Origin of the sequence: Paenirhodobacter sp., assembly GCF_050177655.1 — a bacterium.
Classification (GTDB): Bacteria; Pseudomonadota; Alphaproteobacteria; order Rhodobacterales; family Rhodobacteraceae; genus Rhodobacter.
Map to the genome: position 1 here is coordinate 1 of NZ_JBFXGV010000035.1, position 24087 is coordinate 24087.

Annotated in this window: 25 protein-coding genes; 8 read left to right on the forward strand and 17 right to left on the reverse strand. The window is 69.0% G+C overall.

Annotation, left to right across the window (positions count from 1 at the left end):
- Positions 1–140: 140 nt before the first annotated feature.
- Positions 141–422 carry a YiaA/YiaB family inner membrane protein gene (locus AB7U46_RS12495; RefSeq protein ID WP_428337303.1) on the reverse strand — a complete coding sequence of 94 codons (282 nt, stop codon included), beginning with the start codon at positions 420–422 and terminating at the stop codon, positions 141–143.
- 39 nt (positions 423–461) lie between these two features.
- A complete protein-coding gene (locus tag AB7U46_RS12500) occupies positions 462–1139 on the reverse strand; it encodes a PspA/IM30 family protein (protein ID WP_428337304.1) in 678 nt (225 codons plus the stop codon).
- Between the two features lie 107 nt (positions 1140–1246).
- Here AB7U46_RS12500 and AB7U46_RS12505 point away from each other — a divergent pair, with 107 nt between their 5' ends.
- Positions 1247–1849 carry a WHG domain-containing protein gene (locus tag AB7U46_RS12505; protein WP_428337305.1) on the forward strand — a complete coding sequence of 201 codons (603 nt, stop codon included), beginning with the start codon at positions 1247–1249 and terminating at the stop codon, positions 1847–1849.
- Between the two features lie 3 nt (positions 1850–1852).
- On the opposite strand, the gene AB7U46_RS12510 is transcribed toward AB7U46_RS12505, so the two are convergent.
- Positions 1853–2851: an aldose epimerase family protein gene (locus AB7U46_RS12510; RefSeq protein ID WP_428337306.1), complete on the reverse strand. Its 999-nt coding sequence runs from the start codon at positions 2849–2851 to the stop codon at positions 1853–1855.
- A 116-nt stretch (positions 2852–2967) separates the two neighbouring features.
- Positions 2968–4887, reverse strand: coding sequence for an elongation factor G (locus tag AB7U46_RS12515; protein ID WP_428337307.1), 1920 nt, complete (start codon positions 4885–4887; stop codon positions 2968–2970).
- Between the two features lie 198 nt (positions 4888–5085).
- On the opposite strand from AB7U46_RS12515, the gene AB7U46_RS12520 reads away from it, so the two are divergent.
- From AB7U46_RS12520 to clcA, 3 genes are read left to right on the forward strand one after another with little or no spacing between them, the layout of a single operon-like run.
- Positions 5086–5499, forward strand: a complete 414-nt coding sequence (locus AB7U46_RS12520) for a cytochrome C (RefSeq protein ID WP_428337308.1) — start codon at positions 5086–5088, stop codon at positions 5497–5499.
- 48 nt (positions 5500–5547) lie between these two features.
- Positions 5548–6108, forward strand: a complete 561-nt coding sequence (locus AB7U46_RS12525; RefSeq protein WP_428337309.1) for an NADPH-dependent FMN reductase — start codon at positions 5548–5550, stop codon at positions 6106–6108.
- A gap of 21 nt (positions 6109–6129) precedes the next feature.
- Positions 6130–7404: a H(+)/Cl(-) exchange transporter ClcA gene (gene clcA, locus AB7U46_RS12530; protein ID WP_428337310.1), complete on the forward strand. Its 1275-nt coding sequence runs from the start codon at positions 6130–6132 to the stop codon at positions 7402–7404.
- Here clcA and cls read toward each other — a convergent pair.
- The 6 genes from cls to pepT all read right to left on the reverse strand — a co-directional run bounded on the left by cls (position 7401) and on the right by pepT (position 14094).
- Entirely contained in the window at positions 7401–8810 is a 1410-nt protein-coding gene (gene cls / locus AB7U46_RS12535) for a cardiolipin synthase (RefSeq protein ID WP_428337311.1), read from the reverse strand. The two genes, clcA and cls, sit on opposite strands and share 4 nt — an antisense overlap.
- Positions 8811–8834: 24 nt before the next feature.
- On the reverse strand, positions 8835–9161 hold the full coding sequence (locus tag AB7U46_RS12540) for a chaperone modulator CbpM (protein WP_428337312.1): 327 nt from the start codon (positions 9159–9161) through the stop codon (positions 8835–8837).
- Entirely contained in the window at positions 9161–10096 is a 936-nt protein-coding gene (locus AB7U46_RS12545) for a DnaJ C-terminal domain-containing protein (protein WP_428337313.1), read from the reverse strand. Before AB7U46_RS12545 ends, AB7U46_RS12540 begins: the two co-directional genes overlap by 1 nt.
- 113 nt (positions 10097–10209) lie before the next feature.
- Positions 10210–11268, reverse strand: a complete 1059-nt coding sequence (locus AB7U46_RS12550; RefSeq protein WP_428337314.1) for a dipeptidase — start codon at positions 11266–11268, stop codon at positions 10210–10212.
- Between the two features lie 74 nt (positions 11269–11342).
- The gene (gene amaB, locus AB7U46_RS12555) at positions 11343–12854 is read right to left on the reverse strand and encodes an L-piperidine-6-carboxylate dehydrogenase (protein WP_428337315.1); all 1512 of its coding nucleotides are present in this window, start codon (positions 12852–12854) and stop codon (positions 11343–11345) included.
- Between the two features lies 1 nt (position 12855).
- Positions 12856–14094, reverse strand: coding sequence for a peptidase T (gene pepT, locus AB7U46_RS12560; protein ID WP_428337316.1), 1239 nt, complete (start codon positions 14092–14094; stop codon positions 12856–12858).
- Positions 14095–14224: 130 nt separating this feature from the next.
- Here pepT and AB7U46_RS12565 point away from each other — a divergent pair, with 130 nt between their 5' ends.
- The 3 genes from AB7U46_RS12565 to AB7U46_RS12575 all read left to right on the forward strand — a co-directional run bounded on the left by AB7U46_RS12565 (position 14225) and on the right by AB7U46_RS12575 (position 17328).
- Positions 14225–16552, forward strand: a complete 2328-nt coding sequence (locus tag AB7U46_RS12565; RefSeq protein ID WP_428337317.1) for a Tex family protein — start codon at positions 14225–14227, stop codon at positions 16550–16552.
- A gap of 64 nt (positions 16553–16616) precedes the next feature.
- Positions 16617–17063: a type II 3-dehydroquinate dehydratase gene (aroQ, locus tag AB7U46_RS12570; RefSeq protein ID WP_428337318.1), complete on the forward strand. Its 447-nt coding sequence runs from the start codon at positions 16617–16619 to the stop codon at positions 17061–17063.
- A gap of 103 nt (positions 17064–17166) precedes the next feature.
- Positions 17167–17328 (forward strand): hypothetical protein, encoded by a 162-nt coding sequence (locus AB7U46_RS12575; RefSeq protein ID WP_428337319.1) that lies wholly within the window; start codon positions 17167–17169, stop codon positions 17326–17328.
- 48 nt (positions 17329–17376) lie between these two features.
- On the opposite strand, the gene AB7U46_RS12580 is transcribed toward AB7U46_RS12575, so the two are convergent.
- Positions 17377–18186: a division plane positioning ATPase MipZ gene (locus tag AB7U46_RS12580; protein WP_428337320.1), complete on the reverse strand. Its 810-nt coding sequence runs from the start codon at positions 18184–18186 to the stop codon at positions 17377–17379.
- 309 nt (positions 18187–18495) lie between these two features.
- Between AB7U46_RS12580 and AB7U46_RS12585 the strand changes: the two genes are divergently transcribed.
- Positions 18496–19920, forward strand: a complete 1425-nt coding sequence (locus AB7U46_RS12585) for an alanine/glycine:cation symporter family protein (RefSeq protein ID WP_428337321.1) — start codon at positions 18496–18498, stop codon at positions 19918–19920.
- A gap of 84 nt (positions 19921–20004) precedes the next feature.
- Here the strand turns inward: AB7U46_RS12585 and rpmE are convergent, their stop codons facing one another.
- From rpmE to rimM, 6 genes are all read right to left on the reverse strand, one after another.
- Positions 20005–20226, reverse strand: a complete 222-nt coding sequence (gene rpmE / locus AB7U46_RS12590; protein WP_428337322.1) for a 50S ribosomal protein L31 — start codon at positions 20224–20226, stop codon at positions 20005–20007.
- A 17-nt stretch (positions 20227–20243) separates the two neighbouring features.
- Complete coding sequence (gene rplS / locus AB7U46_RS12595; RefSeq protein WP_428337323.1) at positions 20244–20615, reverse strand: 50S ribosomal protein L19; 372 nt, start codon at positions 20613–20615, stop codon at positions 20244–20246.
- A gap of 272 nt (positions 20616–20887) precedes the next feature.
- A complete protein-coding gene (locus AB7U46_RS12600) occupies positions 20888–21682 on the reverse strand; it encodes a PhzF family phenazine biosynthesis protein (protein ID WP_428337324.1) in 795 nt (264 codons plus the stop codon).
- 166 nt (positions 21683–21848) lie between these two features.
- Complete coding sequence (trmD, locus tag AB7U46_RS12605; protein WP_428337325.1) at positions 21849–22757, reverse strand: tRNA (guanosine(37)-N1)-methyltransferase TrmD; 909 nt, start codon at positions 22755–22757, stop codon at positions 21849–21851.
- On the reverse strand, positions 22754–23557 hold the full coding sequence (locus tag AB7U46_RS12610; protein WP_428337326.1) for a hypothetical protein: 804 nt from the start codon (positions 23555–23557) through the stop codon (positions 22754–22756). Before AB7U46_RS12610 ends, trmD begins: the two co-directional genes overlap by 4 nt.
- Complete coding sequence (rimM, locus tag AB7U46_RS12615) at positions 23554–24063, reverse strand: ribosome maturation factor RimM (RefSeq protein ID WP_428337327.1); 510 nt, start codon at positions 24061–24063, stop codon at positions 23554–23556. Before rimM ends, AB7U46_RS12610 begins: the two co-directional genes overlap by 4 nt.
- Between the last annotated feature and the right edge of the window lie 24 nt (positions 24064–24087).

Consider the following 24087-nt stretch of genomic DNA (forward strand, 5'->3'; position numbering starts at 1 on the left):
CGACAGCGCGGTGACCGACCAGGCGCCGGCACCGATCACGATCAGGCCAAAGCCGAGATGGGCGAGGATCTTGAGAAAGCGGGTCATCGGGGTCTCCGTGTCAGGGCCCGGGCGGCGGGGCCGCCCGGGGGTTGGGCGGCTCATGCCGGATCCTTGGCCGAGACCTGGGCAAGCAGGCGTTCGGTGCGGGCATCTTCGAGCTTGTTGTAGATGCGATCCGATTCTTCCTTGTCGCGCAAGGCCTTGGTGATCGCCGCGGTGGAATGGACCAGCATCAATGCCGCCATCGCGTAAAAGCCCTTGGCGGAAAAGCTCGCCTGCAGCGACCAGATGCCACCGGCCATCATCAGGGCCGCGACGGCGAAGTTGAAATAGGTGAAGAGGTTCCAGGCGTTCGAGACACGGGGTTTGAAGTCGGACATTTCGGTTCTCCTTGGGATGGGTTTCAGGTCGGGACTGGGTCACTGCGCCCGGGCACGCAGCCGGTCGAGGATCTTCGCGGCATCGGGGCGCAGCGGCGCGCCGCAGCCGGCGGCGGCGAGGCGGGCGACGGTGGCGCTTGTGCTCGTGGTGGTGCTCAGCTCCACCATCGCGATCTCCACCTCTTCGGCGTGGCTCTGCCGCCCCTGCAGCCGTTCGAGTGTGGCCTCGGCCTCGCGCAGGGAGGCGAGCACCCCGTCGGGCATCGTGCCGCGCAGCTTCTGCGTGCGCTCGGCGGCGTCGGCGATCTGCTTGCCGCGCTGAAGCGTGCGCAGCCGGCTTTCCGAAAGGCTCACCTGTTCGCGCAGGTTGCGGATCTCGCGGTCGTAATGCGCGATCGCCTTTTCCGCGGCGGCGCGTTCGAGCTCGAGCTCGGCGATCGCGGCGGCGGCCTCGGCGGCAAGATCGTCGCGCCCCTGCCGGATCGCCTCCAGCGCGCGGGTCTCGAGTTCGGCGATCTGCCCGGCAAGCCGCTCGGCCGAGGCCTTCTCGCGCGCCGCATAGGCCATCACCACTGCGACGGCGCGTTTCGATTTCTCCAACCCGTCAGCGGCATCGCGCAGCTGCTGGCGCAGGATCGAGAGCGCATTCGCATCGGCGAAGGCCTCGGCGGCATCCGAGCTGCGCGCCCGGATCAGCGTGGTCATCATCTTGAACATCGGTCTCTCCATTGCTATGAACGTTGTTCACGAGAACCTTGTGCCAGAACTGTGAACGACGTTCAAGATATTTCTTGAACAATGTTCAGGAAAAAATCGGGTGACGAATGGGAAACAATCGCGAGGAGAAGCGCGCCGATCTGCGCGCGCGGCTGATCGAGGCCGCGGAAGAGGAGATCCGGGCCGAGGGGCTTGCCGGGCTGAAGGCGCGGGCGGTGACGGCGCGGGCGGGCTGTGCGCTTGGCGCGCTTTACAATGCGGTCGAGGATCTCGACATGCTGGTGCTGCATGTCAATTCGCGCACGCTCGCGCGGATGGGGGAGGCGTTGCGTGCGGCGCTGCCGGGGCCGGAGGCCAGCCCCGCCGCGGCGCTGCAGGCGCTCGCCGCGCGCTATGCCGATTTCGCGGTGGAGAATCGCAACCTCTGGCGCGCGCTCTTCGAGCATCGCCTGCCCGAGGGGCGCGAGATCCCCGACTGGCACAAGCGCGACCACGCCGTGCTGATCGAGGTGATCGTGCCGCCGCTTGCCCGGATGCGTCCCGACCTGCCGGCCGAGGCGCTGATCCTGCGCGCGCGCACGACCTTCGCCGCGGTGCATGGCGTGGTGCATCTGGCGCTGCAGGGGCAGTTCGTCGGCGTGCCGCTGGCGCAGCTGAAACCCGAGGTCGCCGCGCTGGTCGAGACGATGGTGCAGGGCTCGGGCGTCTGAGGCTCAGAGCGTCGCGAAACGAAAGCGCGTGTGCTGTTCGTAGCGCGCACCGGGGGCAAGCCGGGCCGAGGGGAAATCGGCGTGGTTCGCCGCATCGGGCCAGACCTGCGGCTCGAGCGCGATGCCCGCGTTGCGCCCATAGGGCCGCCCCGCGAGTCCGGCAAAGGGCGCGGTGTCGAGCGTGCCGCCCGCATAGACCTGCAGCCCCGGCTCGGTCGTCTCGAGCGTCATCGCGCAGCTGCCCGCGCTAAGCCGCGCCACCTCGCGCGGCGCGACGCGCCCGGGCGAGAGGCAGAAATTGTGATCGAGATCGGGCGCCGGGCTGCGCGCGATGCGATAGTCGAAGGCGCTGCCCGCGACCGGGGTCGGGGCGCCGCAGGGCAGGCCGGCGGCATCGACCGGCAGCATGCTTTCCGCCGCGACCTGCAACCGGTGGCCGGAGAGATCGGCGCCTCCGTCGAGGTTCCAGTAGCCGTGGAAGGCCGGGGCGCAAAGCACCGCATCGCCGGGCGCCACGCCCTGGATCGCGATCGCCAGCGCGCCGTCCTGCGCGAGCGCATAGGTCACGCGCAGCCCGATCGGGCCGGGAAAGCCGCACAGCCCGCTGGGCTGGGTGAGCGCGAGGCTGCAGGCGCTTTCGCCCGCGGCGACGATGTGCCAGTTGCGCGTGCTGAAGCCGCAGCGCCCGCCGTGCAGCGTCGCGCCCGGCTCGTTGCAGTCGGTCGCGTAGCTGCGCCCGTCGAGCGTGAACCGCCCCGCCGCGATGCGATTCGCGACCGGGCCGACCACGGCGCCGCAATAGCCGAGCGGCCCCTCATAGGCGGCCATCTCGCGGCTGCCGAGCGCGAGCGAATGCGCGATGCCGGCGCGATACAGGCTTTGCAGCCGCGCGCCATGGGTCAGGATCACCGCGCGCGTGCCGCCCGCACGCAGGGTGATCGCGGTGACGGTCTCCCCCGCCGCGGTGCTGCCGAAAACCTCGGTCTGTGCGATTCCCGTCATCTTTGCGTCCCTGTCTGGTTCAGGGCGCGCAGATAGCGGTAACGGAGGCATTTGCCAAGCGGGCCGCACAGGGGATCCTGTACGGCCCGTTATTCATGATCCGACCGGTCCGGGCCTCAGGCGGGGAGCAGATCCTTCACCTCGCCGCGGAGCTCTTCGTAATGGTCGAAGGCGCTCTCGAACCAGGCCGTGCCGCGCGTCGCGCCGCCCAGCGCCTGGAAGAGCTCGATCTCCGCCGCCGAGGGCAGCAGCGCGGAGAACCGGTCCCAGCCCTGCGCCTCGGGGTTGGCCTCGAAGCCGAGCACCTGCCCCTTGAGCCCGCTCACCAGCGGCACGAGGCCGCCGGCATAGACGCTCGGCACATGGATCTCGACGCGCATCACCGGTTGCAGCACCTGGGTCTTCAGCTCGTCCAGCGCCTCGCGCACGGCGGATTTGCCGGCGGTGCGGAAGGCGAAATCGGAGCTGTCGACGGCGTGGCTCTTGCCATCGGTGAGCGTCACCGCGAGATCGACGACGGGGAAGCCCTGCGGCCCCTCGACCAGCGCCTCGCGCACGCCCGCCTCGACCGCGGGGATATAGTTGCGCGGCACCGCGCCGCCCTTCACCACCTCGGAAAAGACGAAGCCCGCCCCGCGGCCAAGCGGCGCGATCTCGATCACGACATCGGCGAACTGCCCGGCACCGCCCGATTGCTTGCGGTGGCGATAGTGCTTCTCGCAGCCCTTCGCGATCGTCTCGCAAAGCTCCGGCGGCACCGCTTCGGTCACCACCTCGATGCCGAAGACATCGGCGAGCTTCTCGAGCACGCGGCGCTGATGCAGCGGCCCCTGCGTGGCGAGCACGCTTTGCCCGCTTTGCGCGTCCTGCGACACCGAAAGCCCGGGGTCGATCTCGAGCAGCCGCGCAAGCGCGGTGGAAAGCCGCGCCTCGTCGCGCTCATTCGCGGGCGAGATCCGCACGCGCAGCTTCGGCGGGCGCGGGGCGAGCCAGTCGGGGTTTTGCAGGCTCGCCTCGGCGCCATAGATCGGGGCGCGCAGCTGCAGATGCTCGGTCTTCACGGTGAGGCCGATCTCGCCCGCGGCCAGCGCGGCGCGCGGCGTCTTCGCGTCGATCTCGGTCAGGCTGCCGATCGGACCGCCCATCACCCGGCTGCCGGCGCCGATGCCGTCGGCCAGCGCGCGGATCAGAACCGTCTTGCCCAGATGCTTGACGCTGTCCGCGATCATCCCGACCGCGACGGCACCGCCCTCGGGCGCGATCCGCGCGACCAGTTCACCGACCCGCGGCACCTCGTGGCGCAGGCTCTTCATCAGCCGCTGCACGCCATTGCCATGCGAGGCGGCGCCCATCAGCGCGGGGATCAGGTCGTGATGCTGCAAGACCTTGGTCGAGACGTCATAAAGCTCGTCGGTCATCGGGCGCTGATCCTCGATCAGCTCGCTCAGCAGCGTGTCGTCGAAATCGGCAAGATGCTCGAGCAGCTCGGCGCGCGCCTCGGCCTCGCGGTCGCGCAGGCTCGCGGGGAGTTCGACGAGCGAGGAGCGCTTGCCCTCGTGATATTCCCAGGCGCGTTCGGAAATCAGGTCGACCGCGCCGGTGATCTGGCCGTTCTCGCGGATCGGGATCTGGCGCAGCACGATCGCATGCGGGCTGTAGGCCTGCAGCGCGGCGACGATCGCGCTGGTGCGGTCGGTCGCGGCGTCGAGCTTGTTGATGAAGACGAAGGTGGGCAAGCCGGCCGCCTCGGTCAGTCGCAGCCAGGGCGCGGCAAGCACCGCGGCCTCGACATCGGCGGGCACCACGACGACGGCGGCGTCGGAGCCGGCGAGCATCGGCGTGGCAAGGGCGAGATTGTCGGCGCCGCCGGGGCAGTCGAGCGCCGCCCAGTCGTCACCCATGAAGGAGAATCGCGTCACCGCCGCCTCGCCCAGAAGTGCAAGGCGCTGCGGCTTGTGGCCTTCGAGCCCTGCCAGTGCGGCGGTGAGCGTGGATTTGCCTGATTGAGACGGGCCCAGGATCGAAACGACTCTCATGCGGTTGTCCTCCAACATCTGCGTCGGCCTTGCCGGGAACGTGTCGGCCTTGCCGAGATGGCAGTCAGCATAGCAGCGCGATCCGCGCGGGGGGCTGATCTGGGTCAAGCCGGCGTCACAAAAGCCGCGCCCCGGGGGGCTGCGTCGCCGTTGCGGAGCGGCGCGCGACGTGATTGCATGGCGCAAAAGGAGACCGAAATGCGTGCCCTCATCCTCGCTTTGCCGATTCCGATCCTGCTTGCCGCCTGTGTCGGCGGGGTGGCGTTTCAGGGGCCTTCCGGCGCGAAGGATTACGCCGATTACTGCGCGGGATGCCACGGCGATGGCCGCAGCCCGGGGCCGATCGCGACCGAGCTCAAGCTCGCGCCGACGCCGCTTGCCGATCTCACCGCGATGAACGAGGGGGTCTTCCCCGAGGCGCGGGTGATGTCGAAGATCACCGGCTACAAGGAGCATGGCGAGATGGTCGGCGCGCAGGCCGGGCAGATGCCGCCCTTCGAGCCGCTGACCGAGGGGCCGATGGTGCTTTACGACAGCGGCGACGGGATTCCGACGCCGACGCCCGTGCGCCTCGTGCGGCTGATGGAATATGTGAAAGGGCTCGATCACTAGAGCCGTCGACCGCCGCGCCCCGGGGGCGTGGCACAGAAAGGACTTCCCATGAAGCTCAACGTCATCCTCACCTCGACCCGCCCGGGCCGCAACGGCAAGCCGGTCGCCGACTGGTTCGTCGATTATGCGAAGGCCCATTCCGCGGGCTTCGAGGTGGTGTTCACCGATCTCGCCGAGGTCGCCCTGCCGATCCTCGACGAGCCGAACCATCCGCGGATGAAGAAATACGAGCACGCGCACACGAAGCGCTGGAGCGCGATCGTCGACGACAGCGACGCCTTCGTCTTCGTGCTGCCGGAATACAATTTCACCGCGCCCCCGGCCTTCGTGAACGCGGTCGACTATCTCTATTCGGAATGGGCCTACAAGCCGGCGGGTTTCGTCAGCTATGGCGGCATCTCGGGCGGGCTGCGGTCGGTGCAGACGGCGAAGACGATGCTGACGACGCTGTCGGTGATGCCGATCCCGCAGCAGGTGGTGATCCCGATGGTCTTCGGCCATCTCGCGGACGGCAGCTTCACCGCCGAGAAGCCGCATGAGGAGAGCGCCGGGCAGATGATCGACGAGCTGGCGAAATGGGCGGGGGCGCTCGCGCCGCTGCGCGGCTGAGCCTGTGCCGGGCCGGGGCGGATGCGTGATCTGAACCACCTGCTCGGGCTGGCGCTCGTCGCGCTGGCCACCGGGGCGATCGGCGGGGCGGTTTGCGCCGCCTTTCGCCTTGCGCTGATCGCGGGGGATGACTGGCGCGCCGCGGGTCTCGCGCAGGCGCAGGGCGCATTCTGGGGCGGCGCGCTCGTGGTGCTTACTGCCGCCGCGCTTGCCGCCGGCGCCGCGGCACTGGTGCGGCGCATCGCGCCCGCCGCCTCGGGCAGCGGCATTCCCCATGTCGAGGCGGTGCTGCATTCCGAACTGCCGCCGGCGCCGCTCAAGTTCATCCCGATCAAGTTCCTCGGCGGCATGATGGCGATCGGCGGCGGGCTCGCGCTGGGCCGCGAGGGGCCGAGCGTGCAGATGGGCGCGGGCATCGCGCATTCGATGGCAAGGCTCACGCGGCTGAGTTGGGAGGACACCCGCGCGCTGCTCGCCGGCGGCGCGGGGGCGGGGCTCGCCACCGCCTTCAACGCGCCCGCCGCCGGGGCGATCTTCGTGCTCGAAGAGCTCGAGGGCCGCTTCGACCGGCGGATGTCGGTGGTGGCGCTCGGCTGTTCGGTCGGCGCGATCACCGTCTCGCGCGCGATCCTCGGCGATGCGCTCGATTTCGCGCTGCCCGATGTCGCCGCGCCGGTCTGGGCGGTGCAGCCGCTGTTCCTGCTCTTCGGGCTGATCTGCGGGCTGCTTTCGGTGCTCTACAATCGCTCGCTTCTGCGCACGCTTTCCCTCGTCGGCGCGATAAAGGCCCCGGTCGAGCTGCGCGCCGCGGTGATCGGGGCAGCGGTCGGCGCCGTCGCCCTGGTGGCGCCGGGCTGGATCGGCGGCGGCGAGGCGCTCTCGCAGCGCGCGCTCTACGGCGAGATCGCGCCGCTGGTGCTGCCCGGGCTCTTCCTCTTCCGCCTCGCGCTCGGCGCGCTTTCCTATGCCGCGGCGACGCCCGGCGGGCTGTTCGCGCCGATGCTGGCGCTCGGTGCGATGGCGGGGCTTGGCTTTGGCTATCTCGTGCAGGCGGTCGCGCCGGGGCTGCCGGTCGAACCCGCGGCCTTCGCCGCGGTCGGCATGGCCGCGCTGTTCGCCGGGGCGGTGCGCGCGCCGCTCACCGGCATGGTGCTGGTGATCGAGATGACCGGCGCCTCGCAGCTGCTCCTGCCGCTGCTCTCGGGCTGTTTCGCGGCGATGTTCGTCGCCGAATCCTTCCGCGAGGCGCCGATCTACCAGGCGCTCGGCCATCGCGCCGCGCAGGACAAACGCTAAAGGATCGGCGCGAAGAGCCGCGCGACCGGGGCCGCGATGCGCAGCGCGAGCGGCGCCTGCGCCAGCGGGCGGTCCCAGGGCTCGGCCCGGGCGAAGTCACGCTCCAGCATCGCGGTGACCTCGCCGGCAAAGCCGCGGTCGAAGACCAGCGCCGAGGCCTCGAAATTCAGCCGACAGGAGCGGCTGTCGAGGTTGTGGCTGCCGACCCCGGCGATCATGTCGTCGATCAGCACCACCTTCTGATGCATGAAGCCGGGGCCGAAGCGGTAGAATTTCACCCCGCTCTCGCGCATCGCGTCGAGAAAGGCGAAAGCGGCAAGCCACACCAGCCAGTGATCGCGTTTGCCCGCCATGATGACGCGCACGTCGACGCCGCGCAGCGCGGCGAGGCCAAGTGCGCGCATCAGCCCGGTGTCGGGCGCGAAATAGGGCGAGGCGATCCAGATCCGCTTGGTCGCGCCGGTGATCGCGTGCTGGAAATAAAGCGTGCCGGGCTCGTTGCGATCCGAGGGGCCGGAGGCGAGCACCAGCGCGGGCAGCCCGCCCGCGACCGGCGCAGGCGCCCAGTCGAGGTCGAGCCGCTCGCCCGTCGCCCAGTGCCAGTCTGCGGCGAAATGGAGCTGCAGCTGCGCCACCACCGGCCCCTCTAGGCGCAGCATCGTGTCGCGCCAGTCGCCAAGCCGCGGATTGCGCCCGACATATTCGTCGCCGATGTTGTAGCCGCCGGTGAAACCGGTCTTGCCGTCGATCACCGCGATCTTGCGGTGGTTGCGGAAGTTGAGCCGCAGGGGCGCGAGGCGGCGCGGCGGATGGCGGGCGTGGAAATTCATCACCTCGACCCCGGCCGCGCGCATCTGCGCGACATAGGCACGATCGAGCCCGTAACTGCCGAACGGGTCATAAAGCACGCAGACCCGCAGCCCCGCGCGCGCCTTCGCGATCAGAAGCTCCTGCAGCGCGCGGCCCAGCCCGTCGTCGCGCAGGATATAGGTTTCCACCAGAACATAGCGTTCCGCCGCCCGGATCGCGGCGAAGAGGGTCTCGAACACCTCCTCCCCCGCGGTGAGCAGGCCGACGGCATTGCCGGCGACGGTGGCGCGCCCGGCGATCGCCTCGTAGCCGTGGCGCATTCGCGCGCTTTCCGCGGGCATCTGCGCCGCGGTGCCGGTCGCGGGGGGGGAGGGCACCTGCTCCGAAAGCCGCCGCGCCTCGATCATGCCGGGATAGTTGAAATCGCCGAGGATCAGATAGGCGGGCACGCCGAGATAGGGCAGGGCGAGCAGGAACACCGTCCAGCCCACCGCCCCCTGCGGCGTGCGCGCGGTGCGGATCGCGCGAAAGGCGAGCAGCGCGGCGCTGGTGTGAAAGGCGAGCAGCGCCGCGGAGATCAGGAAGGCCCAGCTCATCCGCGGCGGCCCCGTGTCACGGCGTCAGGAGGCGGTGCCGCGCAGCCGCGCGATCACCGCTTCGCAAAGCTCGGGCCCCTCGGCCGTCATCGCCGCGTCGAGTGCGCGGATGCGCCGGCGCAGGCTGGTGACCTCGTCGAGCAGGTGCAGGATCAGCGGCACCGCCTCGTCGTTCACCGCCATGTCCTCGGTCATCTCGACGATCAGCCGCAGCCGCGCGAGGTCGGTGTCGTCATAGACGGGCCCGGCCTCGCCGAGCCTCGGGCGCACCCAGGAACGGGTCACGCAAACCGTCAGCCTTTCGGCGCTGAGCCCCTCGATACGGGCGAGGATTTCGGTTTCGGTCAGCATCAGCGGGCCCCCTTCCAGCCGGCACGCGGGTCATAGAAATTCTTCGCGCGCCAGGCTTTCACCGCCTCGGCGAGCGTCGGATCCTCCACCTCGGGCAGCACGATCTTCAGCGTGATCTTCAGATCGCCGTGCCCACCTTGCCCGGTGGGCGCCCCCTTGCCGCGCAGCCGCATCACCCGGCCCGAGGAGGAGTTCGCCGGCACCTTGAGCTTTACCCGCCCGCCCGGGATCGGCACCTCGACCGAGGCACCCAGCACCGCCTCGTCGATCGAGATCGGCAGATCCATCAACACATCCTCGCCCTCGCGGGTGAAGACCGGGTCGGGCGTCACCGAAAGGCGCACATAGGCGTCGCCCGCCGGTCCACCGTTCACCCCGGGCTGGCCCTTGCCGGGCAGGCGCAGGGTCTGGCCGTCCTCGACGCCGGAGGGGATCGTCAGCTCGACGCGGCCCATTTCCGGGAAGCTCACCGTCTTCTTCGCGCCCAGAAGCGCGTCGAGGAAGCTCACCTCCATGTGGAACTGCAGGTCCGCCCCCCTCATCTGCATCCGCGGCCCCCGCGCGGAACCGCCCGCGCCGCCGCCCTGCTGCTGTCGGAAGGCGCGCGAGAAGATATCGCCGAGGTCATCGAAATTCCCTTCGAAGTCATAGCGTTGCGAGGGGTCCGCCTCGGCGTAGGAGCGGTAATACTGGCGTTGCGGCTTTTCCTGGCCGCTGGCGTCGATCTCGCCCGCGTCGTAGCGGCGGCGTTTTTCGGCGTCGCGCAAGAGGTCATAGGCGGCCGAGACCGCCTTGAACCGTTCGGCCTTGGCGGCATCGCCGCCGGTCAGGTCGGGGTGCAGCTCCTTGGCGAGCTTGCGATAGGCTTTCTTGATCTCGGCCTCGGTGGCGGTCTTCGCCACGCCGAGCACGTCATAGGGGGTTTTCTCACTCATGTCGGGCATTCATCCGCAGATCTGCGCCGGAACGGCGCGCTTGCCCCGAATATAGACATCGCCCCCCCGGTTCGCCAAGGCATGCGCAAGGATGTCGCGGGAAAATCCGGGGCTTAGGCGCCCCAGACCCGTTCGAGCACGGCAAGCCAGTTGCGATGCGCGATCTTTTCGATCAGCGCGGCGCCATAGCCATGGGCGGCCAGCGCCTCGAGCAGCTGCGGCAGCCCGGTGACATCGCCCAGATCGGCGGGCATCGTCGCGCCGTCGAAATCCGATCCGAGCCCCACGCGATCCTCGCCGAGCTTGCCGATCAGATGGTCGAGATGGCGCAGCACCGGATCCCAACCGGTGAAGGTCTCGCCGATGCCATCGGGGCGCAGGAAACCCGCGGCATAGTTCAGCCCGACCATGCCGTCGCTTTCGGCGATGATCGCAAGCTGCCGGTCGGTCAGGTTGCGCGAGGAGGGCGTTACCGCATGGGCGTTCGAATGGGTGGCGACGAGCGGCGCATCGGAGAGCGCGGCGATGTCGTCGAACCCCTTTTCGTTGAGGTGGCTCAGGTCGAGCATGATCTTCAGCGCGTTGCATTCCTTCACGAGGCGCTTGCCCGCCTCGGTCAGCCCGTCGCCGGTGTCGGGGCTCGACGGAAAGGCGAAGGGCACGCCATGGCCGAAGGCGGTCGGGCGCGACCAGACGGGGCCAAGCGAGCGCAGCCCCGCCGCGTGCCAGACATGGAGCGCGTCGAGATCGGGGAGGATCGGCTCGCAGCCCTCGAAATGCAGGATCGCGGCGATCTTGCCCGCGGCCATCGCGGCGCGGATTTCCGCGACCGAGGTGCAGATCGCCAGATGCCCGGTCCGCTCCATCCATTTCAGATGGCCGACCATCGCCATCGCGATCGGCAGCGCGGTCGCGTAGGGCACTTCCTCGGGCAGCGGCAGCGCAAAGGGCGGAGTGCGCATGACACGGTCGAAATCCGGGTCGTCATGCGCCCGCGGCGAGGGGATGTAGACGGCGAAGAAACCGCCGGCAAAGCCCCCCCGGCGCATCCGCGGCAGGTCGAGATGCCCCTCGCCGGTGTCGGTGAGCCAGGTCGTCTCGCGCCGCTCGGGCGCGCGCAGCAGGCGCAGCAGGAAATCGTTGTGGCCGTCGAAAACCGGAACCGGGCTCATGCCGCATCCTCTCTGGTGACGTTGTCCGCGCCTCGCGCGGGCGGGGGCTGCGCGGGGATCTCCCGCGCAGGAATTCAGTCGATGTCGAAGGTCACGCCCTGCGCCAGCGGCAGCTCGCGCGAGAAGTTGATCGTGTTCGTCGCGCGGCGCATGTAGCCCTTCCAGGCGTCAGAGCCGCTCTCGCGCCCGCTGCCGGTCTCCTTCTCGCCGCCGAAGGCGCCCCCGATCTCGGCGCCCGAGGTGCCGATGTTGACGTTGGCAATGCCGCAATCCGACCCCGCGGCGGAGAGGAACTGTTCCATTTCGCGCAGATCGAGGGTGAAGATCGAGGAGGACAGCCCCGCGCCGACGGCATTGTGCCCCTCGATCACCGCGTCGAAATCGCTGTAGCGCATGACGTAGAGGATCGGCGCGAAGGTCTCCTCGAGCACCGGGCCGCTTTGCTCGGGCATTTCGACGAGCGCCGGGCGCACGTAGAAGGCCGCATTCGAGGCGACGGATTCGCGCCCGCCGCCATGCACGGTGCCCCCCTCGGCGCGCGCCGCCGCCAGCGCCTCCTGCATCGCCTCGAAGGCCTGCGCGTCGATCAGCGGTCCGACAAGCGCCTGCGTTTCCAGCGGGTTGCCGACCGAGACCCCGGCATAGGCCGCGATCAGCCGCGGCACCAGCGCGTCATAGACGCTTTCATGCACGAAGAGCCGGCGCATCGTGGTGCAGCGCTGCCCCGCGGTGCCCATCGCGCCGAAGGCGACGGCGCGCAGCGCCATCTCCAGATCGGCCGAGGGGCAGACGATGCCCGCGTTGTTGCCGCCGAGTTCGAGGATCGAGCGGCCGAAGCGCGCGGCGACCTTCGGCCCCACGGCGCGGCCCATCCGGGTCGAGCCGGTGGCCGAGATCAGCGCGACGTCGCGGCTTTCGACCAGCACTTCGCCGACCTCCGGCCCGCCGATCAGCACCTGCGAGAGATGCGCCGGCGCGTCGCCGAAACGCGCCAGCGCCCGGGCCAGCACCGCCTGCGCGGCCAGCGCGGTGAGCGGGGTTTTCTCGGAAGGTTTCCAGATCACCGGATCGCCGCAGACGAGCGCGAGCGCGGTGTTCCAAGCCCAGACCGCGACCGGGAAGTTGAAGGCGGAGATCACGCCGACGACGCCCAGCGGATGCCAGGTCTCCATCATCCGGTGGCCGGGGCGTTCGGTCGCGATCGTCAGGCCGTAAAGCTGGCGGCTCAGACCGACGGCAAAATCGCAGATGTCGATCATCTCCTGCACCTCGCCCGCGCCCTCGGACGGGCTCTTGCCCGCCTCGATCGAGACGAGGCGCCCAAGCGCCGGTTTCGCCGCGCGCAGCTCTTCGCCGAAAAGCCGCACGAGCTCGCCGCGTTTCGGGGCGGGCACCATGCGCCAGATCCGGAAGGCGGCCTTCGCGCGGTGGATCGCCGCCTCGGCGCGCGCGGGCGTGTCGGGGGTGAGCGCGCCGATTGCCTCGCCGGTGACCGGGGTGAAGGAGGTCATCGGCCCGCCCGTGACGCGCGCGGGATCGACGCCGAGCCCGGCGAGCAGCGCGAGGGTTTCGTCTTTCAACGTCATCTCAGGCCCCTTTCGCGGCAAGCTGCACAAGGCGCAGCGCGACCGCCGTCGCCTTCGCCATGTCCTGCACCGAGACCCATTCGAGCGGGCCGTGAATGTCCTGCATGCCCGTAAAAACATTGGGGCAGGGCACGCCCATTTCCGTCAGCCGCGAGCCGTCGGTGCCGCCGCGGATCGGCACCGAGACCGGCTCGATCCCCTCGGCGCGGCAGGCCGCGCGCGCGAGTTCGACCGGCGTCATGTCCTTTTCGAGCCAGTAGCGCATGTTGCGGTATTGCGGCGTGATGGTGCAGGCGATGGTGGCGCGCGGCTCGGTCGCGGCCACCGCGGCGCAGACCTGGCGCAGCATCTCGCCGCGCGCGGCAAGCCCGTCGAGTTCGAAGTCGCGCAGGATGATCGACAGCTCGGCCTCCGCCGCGGTGCCCGCCATATTGGTGATGTGCCAGAAGCCCTCGCGCCCCTCGACCACCTCGGGCGTCTGCGTCGCCTGCGGCAGCATCTCGATGATCTTCGCCGCGAGATGCAGCGCGTTCACCATCTTGCCCTTCGCGGTGCCCGGGTGGGTCGAAACGCCGGTCACCTTCACCTTCGCGCCATCGGCGGAGAAGCTCTCGTATTCGATCTCGCCCACCGCGCCGCCATCGAAGGTATAGGCGAAATCGGCGCCAAGATCGCGCGGCAGTCGCGCATCGACGCCGCGGCCGATCTCCTCGTCGGGCGTGAAGGCAAGGCGCAGTTTCGGATGGCTCAGCCCGGGATTGGCGAGCAGATGCTCGGCCATCGTCATCAGCACGGCGACGCCCGCCTTGTCATCCGCGCCCAGCAGCGTCAGCCCCGAGGCGGTGATCAGGTCGTCGCCGACCTTTTGCGCGAGATAGGGGTTGTGTTCGGGGCTGAGCACGAGGCCCGGCGCATCGGGAAAGGTGATCTCGCCGCCGTTGTAGCCGCGAATGACCCGCGGCTTCACCCCGGTCGCACTATAGGCGGGCGCGGTATCCATATGCGCCATCAGCCCCACGATCGGCCCCTCGGCGGTCGCCGGCACGGTGGCAAGCACCGCGCCATAGTCCGTCACCGTCACCTCCGCGGCGCCGATCCGGGTGAGCTCCTCGGCAAGCATCTTCGCGAGGTTCAGCTGGATCGCGGTGCTGGGCGAGGCGGGGCTGTCCGCGTCGCTTTGCGTGTCGACCGAAGTATAGCGGACAAGCCGCTCCTCGAGGGCGGGGGGGAAATGAGTCATCGGTGTCTCCTGTCTGCGCCCAAAGGGGCGCGTCGGCGCGGCAGTGTCAAGGCGCTCCTCCCCTTGGCTGCCTCCCCTTGGCCTCGCCGCGCCGGGCGGCTAGAACGGCGCTCCGAACAGGGGAGAGATCATGGACACCGCCACCCGCATCGCCCGCACCATCGCCAGTGAAATCGACGCGCGCCCCGAACAGGTCACCGCGGCCGTGGGGCTGCTCGACGAGGGCGCGACCGTCCCCTTCGTCGCGCGCTATCGCAAGGAAGTGACCGGCGGGCTCGACGACACGCAGCTGCGCAACCTTTCCGACCGGCTCACCTATCTGCGCGAGCTTGAGGCGCGGCGCGCCGCGATCGTCTCGAGCATCACCGAACAGGGCAAGATGAGCGACGATCTCGCGCTTTCGATCGCGCGGGCGGAGACGAAGGCGGAGCTCGAGGATCTTTACCTCCCCTACAAGCCGAAGCGCCGCACGAAGGCGATGATCGCGCGCGAGAACGGGCTGGGGCCGCTGGTCGAGGCGGTGCTCGCCGACCGCAGGGCAGCGCCCGAGGCGCTGGCCGAAGCCTATCTGAGCGAGGCGGTGCCGACGGTGAAGGATGCGCTGAACGGCGCGCGCGAGATCGTGGCCGAGGGGCTGGTCGAGAATGCGCAGCTTCTGGGCGATCTGCGCGCCTACCTCAGCCGCGAGGCCTATCTGACGGCCAAGGTGATCGCCGGGCAGGAGGAGAAGGGCGCGAAATTCTCCGATTACTTCGACCATCGCGAGCGCTGGGCCGATGTGCCCTCGCACCGCGCGCTCGCCATGCTGCGCGCCTCGAATGAGGGCGTCGTGACCCTCGACATCGCGCCCGACGAGGAGGGCGTCGCGCGGGCCGAGGCGATGGTCGCCGCCGCGCTCGATGCGCGCACGCAGGCGCCCGGCGACATCTGGCTGCGCGCCGCGGCGGGCTGGACCTGGCGGGTGAAGCTTTCGCTCTCGATGATGCTCGACCTCTTGGGCGAGATGCGCGCGCGCGCGCAGGAAGAGGCGATCCGCGTCTTCGCGCGCAACCTCAAGGATCTGCTGCTGGCCGCGCCGGCCGGGGCGAAGGCGACGCTCGGCCTCGATCCGGGCATCCGCACGGGGGTCAAGGCGGCGGTGGTCGATGCGACCGGCAAGCTCTTGGCGACCGACACGCTTTATCCGTTCCCGCCGAAGATGGACCTGCGCGGCGCGCAGCAGGCGATGCTGCGCCTGATCGCGGCGCATGGGGTGGAGCTGATCGCGATCGGCAATGGCACGGCAAGCCGGGAGACGGAAAAGCTTGTCGCCGATACGCTGAAACTCTTGCCCGCCGGGGTGAAGGCGCCGGTGAAGGTGGTGGTCTCGGAGGCGGGCGCCTCGGTCTATTCGGCGTCCGAACTCGCCGCGCGCGAATTCCCGAGCCTCGATGTTTCGCTCCGTGGTGCCGTCTCGATCGCGCGGCGGCTGCAGGATCCGCTGGCCGAACTCGTGAAGATCGAACCGAAATCCATCGGCGTCGGCCAGTATCAGCATGACGTCGATCAGTCGAAGCTTGGCCATGCGCTGTCGGGCGTGGTCGAGGATGCGGTGAACGCGGTCGGCGTCGATCTCAACACCGCCTCGGCGCCGCTGCTCGCCCATGTCTCGGGCCTCGGGCCGGGGCTCGCCGAGGCGATCGTCGCGCATCGCGATGCGAACGGCGCTTTCGCCTCGCGGCGCGAGCTGCTCAAGGTCACCCGCCTCGGGCCGCGCGCCTTCGAGCAATGCGCGGGCTTCTTGCGGATCACCGGCGGCAAGGAGCCGCTCGATGCCTCCTCCGTCCACCCCGAGGCCTATGACGTGGCGCGCGCCATCGTGAAGGCCTGCGGGCGCGACATCCGCACGCTGATGGGCGACAGCGCGACGCTGTCCCGCCTGCGCGCGGCGGATTTCGTCAACGAGAAATTCGGCCTGCCCACGGTGCGCGACATCCTGAGCGAGCTGGAAAAACCCGGGCGCGACCCGCGGCCGAGCTTCGTCACCGCCTCTTTCGCCGAGGGGATCGAGGATATCAAGGATCTGCGCCCGGGGATGCAGCTCGAGGGCACGGTGACCAATGTCGCGGCCTTCGGTGCCTTCGTCGATATCGGGGTGCATCAGGACGGGCTCGTGCATATCAGCCAGCTCGCCGACCGTTTCGTGAAGGATCCGCATGAGGTGGTGAAGGCGGGCGATGTGGTGAAGGTGCGGGTGACCGAGGTCGACGTGCCGCGCAAGCGCATCGGGCTGACGATGCGCAAGGACGGCGGCACTTCGGCGCGCGAGGATCGCGCGGCGCGTGGGCCGGAGCGGGATCCGAAGGGCCCGCGGGGGCCGAAAGGTCCGAAAGGGCCGATGAGTTCGGGGCCGAAGGGCGGCGCCGGTGCTCCGGGCGGTTTCGGCGCGGCGCTGCTTGATGCGATGAAGAAGCGCTGAGCCGAAAGCGCTTGGAAAATCACGGGCCCCGTCGCACAAAGGCGGGGTCAGACGGGAGGGCGACATGCGCCAGACGATCTTCATCCTCAACGGTCCGAACCTGAACCTGCTTGGCCAGCGCGAGCCGGAAATTTACGGCCGCGACACGCTCGCCGATGTCGAGGCGCGCTGTGCCGCGCTCGCCGGGGGCGAGGAGGTGCGCGTTGTCCTGCGCCAGACCAACCACGAGGGCGAGATGATCGACTGGATCCACGAGGCGCGCCATGACGCGGCCGGGATCGTCATCAACCCCGCCGCCTGGACGCATACTTCGGTCGCCGTGCTCGACGCGCTCAACGCCTATGAGGGGCCGGTGATCGAGGTGCATATCTCGAACGTCCACAAGCGCGAGGAATTTCGCCATCACTCCTATGTCAGTGCGCGCGCCGACGGCATCGTGATCGGCTGCGGCACCCAGGGCTACGAGCTTGCGGTGAGCAGGATGCTGCGGCTGATCGGGCGCGAAAAATAGCCCCGACAAGGCCGCGTCTTCTCCGTCATCGGGTCACGTTCCCGCCGCAATTCGGCGCGAGTCTGACCGGGATCGAAGCAATCCGAGACGATGGAGGATCACGATGGCGCAGAAACTGATGGAGCTCCTTGCCCGGTTCCGCCGTGCAGAGGACGCGGTGCTCGAGGCGCGGTTCTGCGCGCTGGGCCAGACGCCTTCCTCGCGCCGGCACCGTCGCATGCACCGCCCGGTTTCGCCCTTCAAGTTCGTCGCGCGCACCGCCTGAGCCGCGCCGCCCGTCGGATCGGAGGCGGCCCGATCGGCCGCCGCCCGCTCAGAAGTTGAGCTCGACGCCCGGCAGGTGCAATTCCTTCATCAGTTCGCGCAGTTCCTGCCGCGCCGCGACGTTGGAGATATTGAGGTTCTCGACGCCGAGATCCTTGAGATCGAGCAGCGTCAGCCCGCGCGGGAACAGCTCGCGGAAGATCACCCGTTCCGAAAAGCCCGGCGCCACGCGGAAGCCGATCCGCTTCGACAGCTGTTCGAGCGCGGCGCCCACCTTGCGCTTGTTGTGCATCTGCTGCGCGCCGACGCGGTTGCGCAGCACCACCCAGTCGATCGGCTTGAGGCCTGCGCGCGCGCGCAGCTGCCGCGCCGACCAGACCATCTCCGAATAGATCGAGGGGCCGATCACCTTCGAGGTCACCGGGTCGATCCGCGCGAGCAGGTCGAAGTCGATGAAACTGTCGTTGAGCGGCGTGATCAGCGTGTCGGCGAGCGAATGCGCGACCTGGCTCAGCCGGGTATGCGAGCCGGGGCAGTCGATCACGATGAAATCGCAGACCGGCTCGAGCTCGGCCACCGCGGTCGAGAGCCGGTGGTCGAAGGCGTTCTCGCCGGGGGCGAGGGTCTCCGGATCGACCTCGGGCAGCAGGTGATAATCGGGCGTCGGCAGGTCGAGCCCCTCGCGCTGCAGATAGGCGAGGCGGTTCTCGACGTAGCGGCCGAAGCTGCGCTGGCGCAGGTCGAGGTCGAGCGCGCCGACCCGGTGCCCCATCCGCACGAGCGCGGTGGCCACATGCATGCAGGTGGTCGACTTGCCCGAGCCGCCCTTTTCATTGCCGACAACGATGATATGCGCCACGTCCAGAACCCCGATCTTCGGCCCCTCTGCGGGGGCGCGCGCGACTATAGGACGCCCGGGCTACCGAAGGAAGCGCGCCCTTGCAAGGGGCTTTGGCCGGCGCCGGAGCGCGCGGCCCCGCCTGCGGGGGCGTCCGGGTCGCGCGAACGCGGAAAACCTGGGCAGAGCGGACCGGGGCGGGGCGACCGGCCCCCGTGATGCCTTTTTGCGCGCCGCTCCGGGATTTTCCGCGCGCACGGGGTTTCGCCGCGCCGCATCGCGGGTTAGCCCTGAAAAGGCGTACTCGATGGCTTCCAGAAAGGGTGACAGATGGGTTTTTTCGACACGATCTTCAACACGATCAACGATCTGACATGGGGATGGGCGCTGATCCCCTTCCTTGTCGTGCTGGGGGTGTTCTTCACCGTCGCAAGTCGTTTCGTGCAGTTCCAGTTCTTTCGCCGGATGTTCGGCGTGCTGCGTGGCGACGAGAATGAATCCGATCCGACGAAGATCAGCGCGCGCGCGGCGCTGCTCGTCTCCGTCGGGGGGCGCGTGGGCGGCGGCAATATCGCGGGGGTCGCGGTGGCGATCACCGCGGGTGGCCCGGGCGCGGTGTTCTGGATGTGGGCGATCGCGCTGATCGGCATGTGTTCGAGCCTGATCGAGTCGACGCTGGCACAGCTCTTCAAACGGGCGGAGCCCGGCGGCTTCTTCCGCGGCGGTCCGGCCTATTCGATCCTCTACGGGCTTGGCCCGAATTACCGCTGGCTCGCGGTGATCTATGCGATCTGCCTGATCGCCTCCTTCGCCTTCGGCTTCAACGCGTTCCAGGGCAATACCGTGGCCGGCGCGATGCAGGACAGCCTCGGCGTGCCGCGCTATGCGACCGGCATCGTGCTTGCGGTGCTGACCGGGCTCATCATCTACGGCGGTATCCACCGCATCGCCCAGGCCTCCGACGTGATCGTGCCGGTGATGGCGATCGGCTATCTCGCGATGGCGGTTGTGGTGATCGCGATCAACGTGACCTCGGTTCCCGCGGTGCTTTACGACATCGTCGCCAATGCCTTCGGCTGGCGCGAGGCGGTCTCGGGCGGGGTTGGTGCCGCGCTCGCCAACGGCCTGCGCCGCGGCCTCTTCTCGAACGAGGCGGGGCTCGGCTCGGCGCCGAACGTCGCCGCGACGGCCTATGTGAAGCACCCGATGAGCCAGGGCATCACCCAGAGCTTCTCGGTCTTCATCGACACGATCATCATCTGCTCCTGCACCGCCTTCGTGATCCTGCTCGGCGGGGTCTATCAGCCGGGCGCCGAGGGCATCGACGGCGTCGCCCTGACGCAGCAGAGCATGGTCTATCACTTCGGCAACTGGGCGCAGTATTACCTGACCGGGGCGATCCTGCTCTTCTCCTTCAGCTCGATCATCTACAATTACTATCTGGGCGAGAACGCGCTGAGCTTCCTGTCGTCGAACCCGCTCTGGGTTCAGGCGCTGCGCGTGGCGATCGTGATCGTGGTTTTCGTCGGCGCCACCGCGCCGGGGGCGACGGCGGTCTTCGCCTTCTCCGATCCGCTGATGGGGATCCTCGCGCTCGTCAACCTGCTGGCGCTGATGATGCTGTTCCCGACCGCGCTGCGGGTGATCGACGACTTCCGCGCGCAGCTGAAGGCGGGGGTCGAGAAGCCGATCTTCGATCCGAAGGACTTCCCGGATCTGGACCTCGACGTGAACGCCTGGCCCGACGCGAAGTGACCAGGAGGGCGCCCTTCGGGGCGCCTGTCGCCAAAGCAAAAGGCCCGCGCATTTGCGCGGGCCTTTCCAGTTCTGCGGTCGGGATCAGAAGCCCAGACCGGCGTATTTGTTCTTGAACTTCGACACGCGGCCACCGGTGTCCATCAGCTTGGTCGAGCCACCGGTCCAGGCCGGGTGCGAGGTGGGGTCGATGTCGAGCGACATCACGTCGCCTTCCTTGCCCCAGGTCGACTTCGTCTGGTACTCGGTGCCGTCGGTCATCTTGACGGTGATGAAGTGGTATTCGGGATGGGTATCGGCTTTCATCTTTCCGCTCCTCAGACTCAGGCCTTGGCCTTGTAGGTGGTATCTTCGGCGATACGCGCCGATTTGCCGCGACGCGAGCGCAGGTAGTAGAGCTTGGCGCGACGCACACGACCACGACGGACGACTTCGATCGAGTCGATGTTGGTCGAGTAGAGCGGGAAGACGCGCTCGACGCCCTCGCCGAAGGAGATCTTGCGCACGGTGAACGAGGCGGCGATGGTCGCGCCGCCCTTGCGGGCGATGCAGACGCCTTCGTACATCTGCACGCGCGAACGGGTGCCTTCGGTCACCTTGTAGCCGACGCGAACGGTGTCGCCGGCCTTGAAATCCGGGATGGTCTTGCCGAGGGCGGCGATCTGTTCCGCCTCGAGTTGCGCGATCAGGTTCATCGCATGTCCTTTCACTGCTTGCGGTGGTCCCGCAAAGTTTGCGCCGCCCGAGAGCTCCGGTCTTCGATCGGGTCCGCATATAGCGCCCGCCGGAGGATCGTTCGTCTTTTGCCAGCCTCCCCCGCCGCCCCGCATGACCGCCGAAGCAGGGGGTCACAGGCAACAGGCAAAGGGTCCGAAGCCGATTCCGGCCCAGACCGGCGCGTCATACGGGCAAACGCCCAACGGATCAAGGGGGAAGTGGGGCCGGGGGTCGAAGAGGCCGCCTCGGGTCAGTCCGCGTCCGGCAGGCGGATCGTGGCTTCCATGAAGGTTACGGCATTGCCGCCCAGATAGACACGTTCGTCGGTGAGTTCGCAGTCAAGCCATCCTCCGCGTGGCGACGCCTGATAAGCCAAAAGCCTGTCGCGGCCCAGCTTTCCGGCCCAGTAGGGCACAAGCGTGGCATGGATGGAGCCCGTCACCGGATCTTCGGGGATGCCCGCGCCGGGCGCGAAATAGCGGGAGACGAAATCCGCGGGGGCCGCATCGGCTTCCTGTCCGGTGACCACGAGACCGACAGGGCCGAGTTTCGCGATCGCCGCGAGGTCGGGCACGAAGTTGCGCACCGCCTCCGCGCTGCCAAGATCCGCGAAAAAATTCTCGAAATTGCGAAAGATGGCCACGGGCGGGACAGGGAAGATCCCCGCGAGCTCGGGCGGTAGTCTGTCGATGGCTTCGGGTGGCATCCGGGGAATGTCCAGCCGGTATCCGCGCAAGGCCTTCGACACCCTGAGCGCCCCGACACGGGTGTGAAACAGCAGGTCGGCCTCCACCCTCAGTTCCGTGAACAGGATATGCGCCGTCGCCAGGGTCGCGTGCCCGCAGAACTCCACTTCGCAGGTAGGGGTGAACCAGCGCAGATCCCAGGTCCCGTCCGGGCGGGGTTTGACGAAGGCGGTCTCTGCAAGGTTGTTCTCCGCCGCGATGGCCAGCATCAGAGGGACGGGAAGCCACTCCGCCAGCACCATGACGGCGGCGGGATTGCCTGCGAAAAGCCGATCGCTGAATGCGTCGACCTGATACATGCGCATGGGAACTCCTCTCATCGGGACTCCTGTCTCACGTCACGGCGGCCAGTTCTGGGCGGATGGTCGAAACGTCGACGCGCGCTGCCCCTTCATCTTGCCCCAAATACCTCGGGGGCCCGGGGGCAGCGCCCCCGGCGGGTCGTCCCGCGTCAGCGGGGCGAAATCATTTCCCGAGTTTCTCCCAAAGGTCCGGCCGCCGCGCCCGGGTCAGCGCCTCGCTCTGCGCCCGCCGCCAGTCCGCGATCTTCTTGTGATTGCCCGACATCAGCACCTCGGGGATCGCCCGCCCCTCCCATTCCGCCGGCCGGGTGTATTGCGGATGCTCCAGAAGCCCATTCGAATGGCTCTCCTCCACCGCGCTCTCGGCATTGCCGAGCACACCGGGGCGCAGCCGCACGATGGCGTCGATGATCACCTGCGCCGCGATCTCACCGCCGGTGAGGACGAAATCCCCGATCGAGACCTCCTCGATGCCGTAATGTTCGAGCACGCGCTCGTCGACGCCCTCGAACCGCCCGCAAAGGATCGTCATGCCATCGGCCTCGGCGAAGCGCCGCGCCATCGCCTGCGTGAAGGGCGTGCCGCGCGGGCTCATGTAGACCACCGGCCATTTCGCACGATCCGCGGGCGTGCCCACCGCGGCCTCGTCGAGTGCCGCCGCGACGACATCGGCGCGCAGCACCATCCCCGCGCCGCCGCCCGCCGGCGTGTCGTCGACGTTGCGATGCTTGCCGATGCCGAAGGGGCGCAGGTCGATCGTGTCGAGCGCCCAGAGCCCGGCGTCGAGCGCCTTGCCGGTGAGGCTGAGGCCGAGCGTGCCCGGAAAGGCCTCGGGGAAAAGCGTGACGATCTTCGCGCGCCAGGCGCCGGCGACGGCGCCGATCTCCTCCATCAGGTCGCGGGGCTTCAGCGGCCCCTTGAGCGAGGTCACCACATTGCGGATGCCCTGCGCGCGATGCGGGGCGCTTTCCGGCGCCTCGCCCTCGACCAGCTCGGCGGTGGTGAATTTGGTCGCGCCGCGATACTGCGGGCGGGGGGCCTCTTCGCCGGGCTTCTCGGTCTCGTCGCTCATGCTCTTTCCCTCTTTCCCCGCGCCCAGATCTCCTCGAGCAGCGCCTGCTTGCGCGCCGCCGCCGCCTCGGGCGCGAGCCGCGCGTTGATCCGGGCAAAGCGGTCGGCCAGCGCGGCAAGATTGGCGCGCCGCGGCCGCCCGTTGCGCCGCTCCCGCGCGTCGAAGCACGCGCGCTGCGCGGCAGGCAGCTCCATCAGATCGAGGAGCGGCGTCGCCGGCCCCTGCGCCTGCTGCGTCGTCCGTTCGATCGGCGCCGCGCTCACCGGTGCCGCCACCGCCGCGGCGATCCCGGCGACCACCGCGTCGAGATCGGCGGCCCCGGCCATCCGCGCGCAGAAGGTCGCCAGCGGTTCGGTCAGTGTGCCGGTGCGCACATGTTGCCAATGCACGCTCTCGATCCAGCCCTCCGCCCGCGTCGAGAGATAGAACCGCAGATCGAGCGCTGCGCCGAACACCTCGCGCGCCGCGGTTTCGAGCGCGGCCATCAGCGCGGGCGCTGCACTGTAATCATCGGCCTCGGTCCGGCCCGGCATATGGCCGCACAGCCCCTCGCAGGAGACCACGATCCCCGGCGCGTTCTGGGCTGCGAAAACCCGGGCCAAGGCGGCCTGAAACAGGCCAAGCTCCAGCGGATCGCGCCGCGCGGAAAAGGCCCGCGCCGCCGCCGGCGCATCGGCGAGATCGTCGCGCAAAAGCACCGCCCAGCCGGGCGCAAGATCGCCGCGCGCCGCCTCGAGCTGGTGCTGCACCGTCGTCGTGCCGGTCTTGTGAAAGCCCGGATGCACGATCAGCCGTGTCATTCGTCTTCCTCGGGCGGGTCGGCGACGATGCGCCCGGCCTTGATGTCGACGGTCGGCACCACGGCGCGGGTGAAGGGCAGCATCAGCGTCGTCTTGCGCCCGGGGGCGAAGATTTCGAGGATGTCGCCGGCGCCGAAATTCTGCACCGCGCGCACCTTGCCCAGAAGCGCCCCGCCCGCGTCATAGACGGGCAGGCCGATCAGGTCGGTGTGGTAGAATTCATCGTCGGGCAGCGCAGGCAGCCGGGAGCGATCGGCCCAGAGCGTGGCGCCCTTGAGCGCGTCGCCCTCTTCCTTCGTCGCGATGCCGCTCAGCCGCGCGCCAAGCCCGCCGGTCACCGGCCGGGTGAGCCGCACCGTGAAGCTGCGCGCGCCATCCTCGAGCCAGAGCGGCCCATAGGTGGCGATGTCCTCGGGCTCCGTGCAGAAGCTTTTGAGCCGCACCTCGCCCTTCACGCCGAAGGCACCGGCGATGGCGCCGACGCAGACGCGATCCTCTTTCGTCATCGGGGGCCTCCTTGCGCGACAGGC

Excerpts from the sequence above, each read along its gene's own strand:
- AB7U46_RS12495 (WP_428337303.1), bottom strand. The coding sequence starts at position 422 with ATGTCCGACTTCAAACCCCGTGTCTCGAACGCCTGGAACCTCTTCACC.
- AB7U46_RS12500 (WP_428337304.1), bottom strand. The coding sequence starts at position 1,139 with ATGTTCAAGATGATGACCACGCTGATCCGGGCGCGCAGCTCGGATGCC.
- AB7U46_RS12505 (WP_428337305.1), top strand. The coding sequence starts at position 1,247 with ATGGGAAACAATCGCGAGGAGAAGCGCGCCGATCTGCGCGCGCGGCTG.
- AB7U46_RS12510 (WP_428337306.1), bottom strand. The coding sequence starts at position 2,851 with ATGACGGGAATCGCACAGACCGAGGTTTTCGGCAGCACCGCGGCGGGG.
- AB7U46_RS12515 (WP_428337307.1), bottom strand. The coding sequence starts at position 4,887 with ATGAGAGTCGTTTCGATCCTGGGCCCGTCTCAATCAGGCAAATCCACG.
- AB7U46_RS12520 (WP_428337308.1), top strand. The coding sequence starts at position 5,086 with ATGCGTGCCCTCATCCTCGCTTTGCCGATTCCGATCCTGCTTGCCGCC.
- AB7U46_RS12525 (WP_428337309.1), top strand. The coding sequence starts at position 5,548 with ATGAAGCTCAACGTCATCCTCACCTCGACCCGCCCGGGCCGCAACGGC.
- clcA (WP_428337310.1), top strand. The coding sequence starts at position 6,130 with ATGCGTGATCTGAACCACCTGCTCGGGCTGGCGCTCGTCGCGCTGGCC.
- cls (WP_428337311.1), bottom strand. The coding sequence starts at position 8,810 with ATGAGCTGGGCCTTCCTGATCTCCGCGGCGCTGCTCGCCTTTCACACC.
- AB7U46_RS12540 (WP_428337312.1), bottom strand. The coding sequence starts at position 9,161 with ATGCTGACCGAAACCGAAATCCTCGCCCGTATCGAGGGGCTCAGCGCC.
- AB7U46_RS12545 (WP_428337313.1), bottom strand. The coding sequence starts at position 10,096 with ATGAGTGAGAAAACCCCCTATGACGTGCTCGGCGTGGCGAAGACCGCC.
- AB7U46_RS12550 (WP_428337314.1), bottom strand. The coding sequence starts at position 11,268 with ATGAGCCCGGTTCCGGTTTTCGACGGCCACAACGATTTCCTGCTGCGC.
- amaB (WP_428337315.1), bottom strand. The coding sequence starts at position 12,854 with ATGACGTTGAAAGACGAAACCCTCGCGCTGCTCGCCGGGCTCGGCGTC.
- pepT (WP_428337316.1), bottom strand. The coding sequence starts at position 14,094 with ATGACTCATTTCCCCCCCGCCCTCGAGGAGCGGCTTGTCCGCTATACT.
- AB7U46_RS12565 (WP_428337317.1), top strand. The coding sequence starts at position 14,225 with ATGGACACCGCCACCCGCATCGCCCGCACCATCGCCAGTGAAATCGAC.
- aroQ (WP_428337318.1), top strand. The coding sequence starts at position 16,617 with ATGCGCCAGACGATCTTCATCCTCAACGGTCCGAACCTGAACCTGCTT.
- AB7U46_RS12575 (WP_428337319.1), top strand. The coding sequence starts at position 17,167 with ATGGCGCAGAAACTGATGGAGCTCCTTGCCCGGTTCCGCCGTGCAGAG.
- AB7U46_RS12585 (WP_428337321.1), top strand. The coding sequence starts at position 18,496 with ATGGGTTTTTTCGACACGATCTTCAACACGATCAACGATCTGACATGG.
- rpmE (WP_428337322.1), bottom strand. The coding sequence starts at position 20,226 with ATGAAAGCCGATACCCATCCCGAATACCACTTCATCACCGTCAAGATG.
- rplS (WP_428337323.1), bottom strand. The coding sequence starts at position 20,615 with ATGAACCTGATCGCGCAACTCGAGGCGGAACAGATCGCCGCCCTCGGC.
- AB7U46_RS12600 (WP_428337324.1), bottom strand. The coding sequence starts at position 21,682 with ATGTATCAGGTCGACGCATTCAGCGATCGGCTTTTCGCAGGCAATCCC.
- trmD (WP_428337325.1), bottom strand. The coding sequence starts at position 22,757 with ATGAGCGACGAGACCGAGAAGCCCGGCGAAGAGGCCCCCCGCCCGCAG.
- AB7U46_RS12610 (WP_428337326.1), bottom strand. The coding sequence starts at position 23,557 with ATGACACGGCTGATCGTGCATCCGGGCTTTCACAAGACCGGCACGACG.
- rimM (WP_428337327.1), bottom strand. The coding sequence starts at position 24,063 with ATGACGAAAGAGGATCGCGTCTGCGTCGGCGCCATCGCCGGTGCCTTC.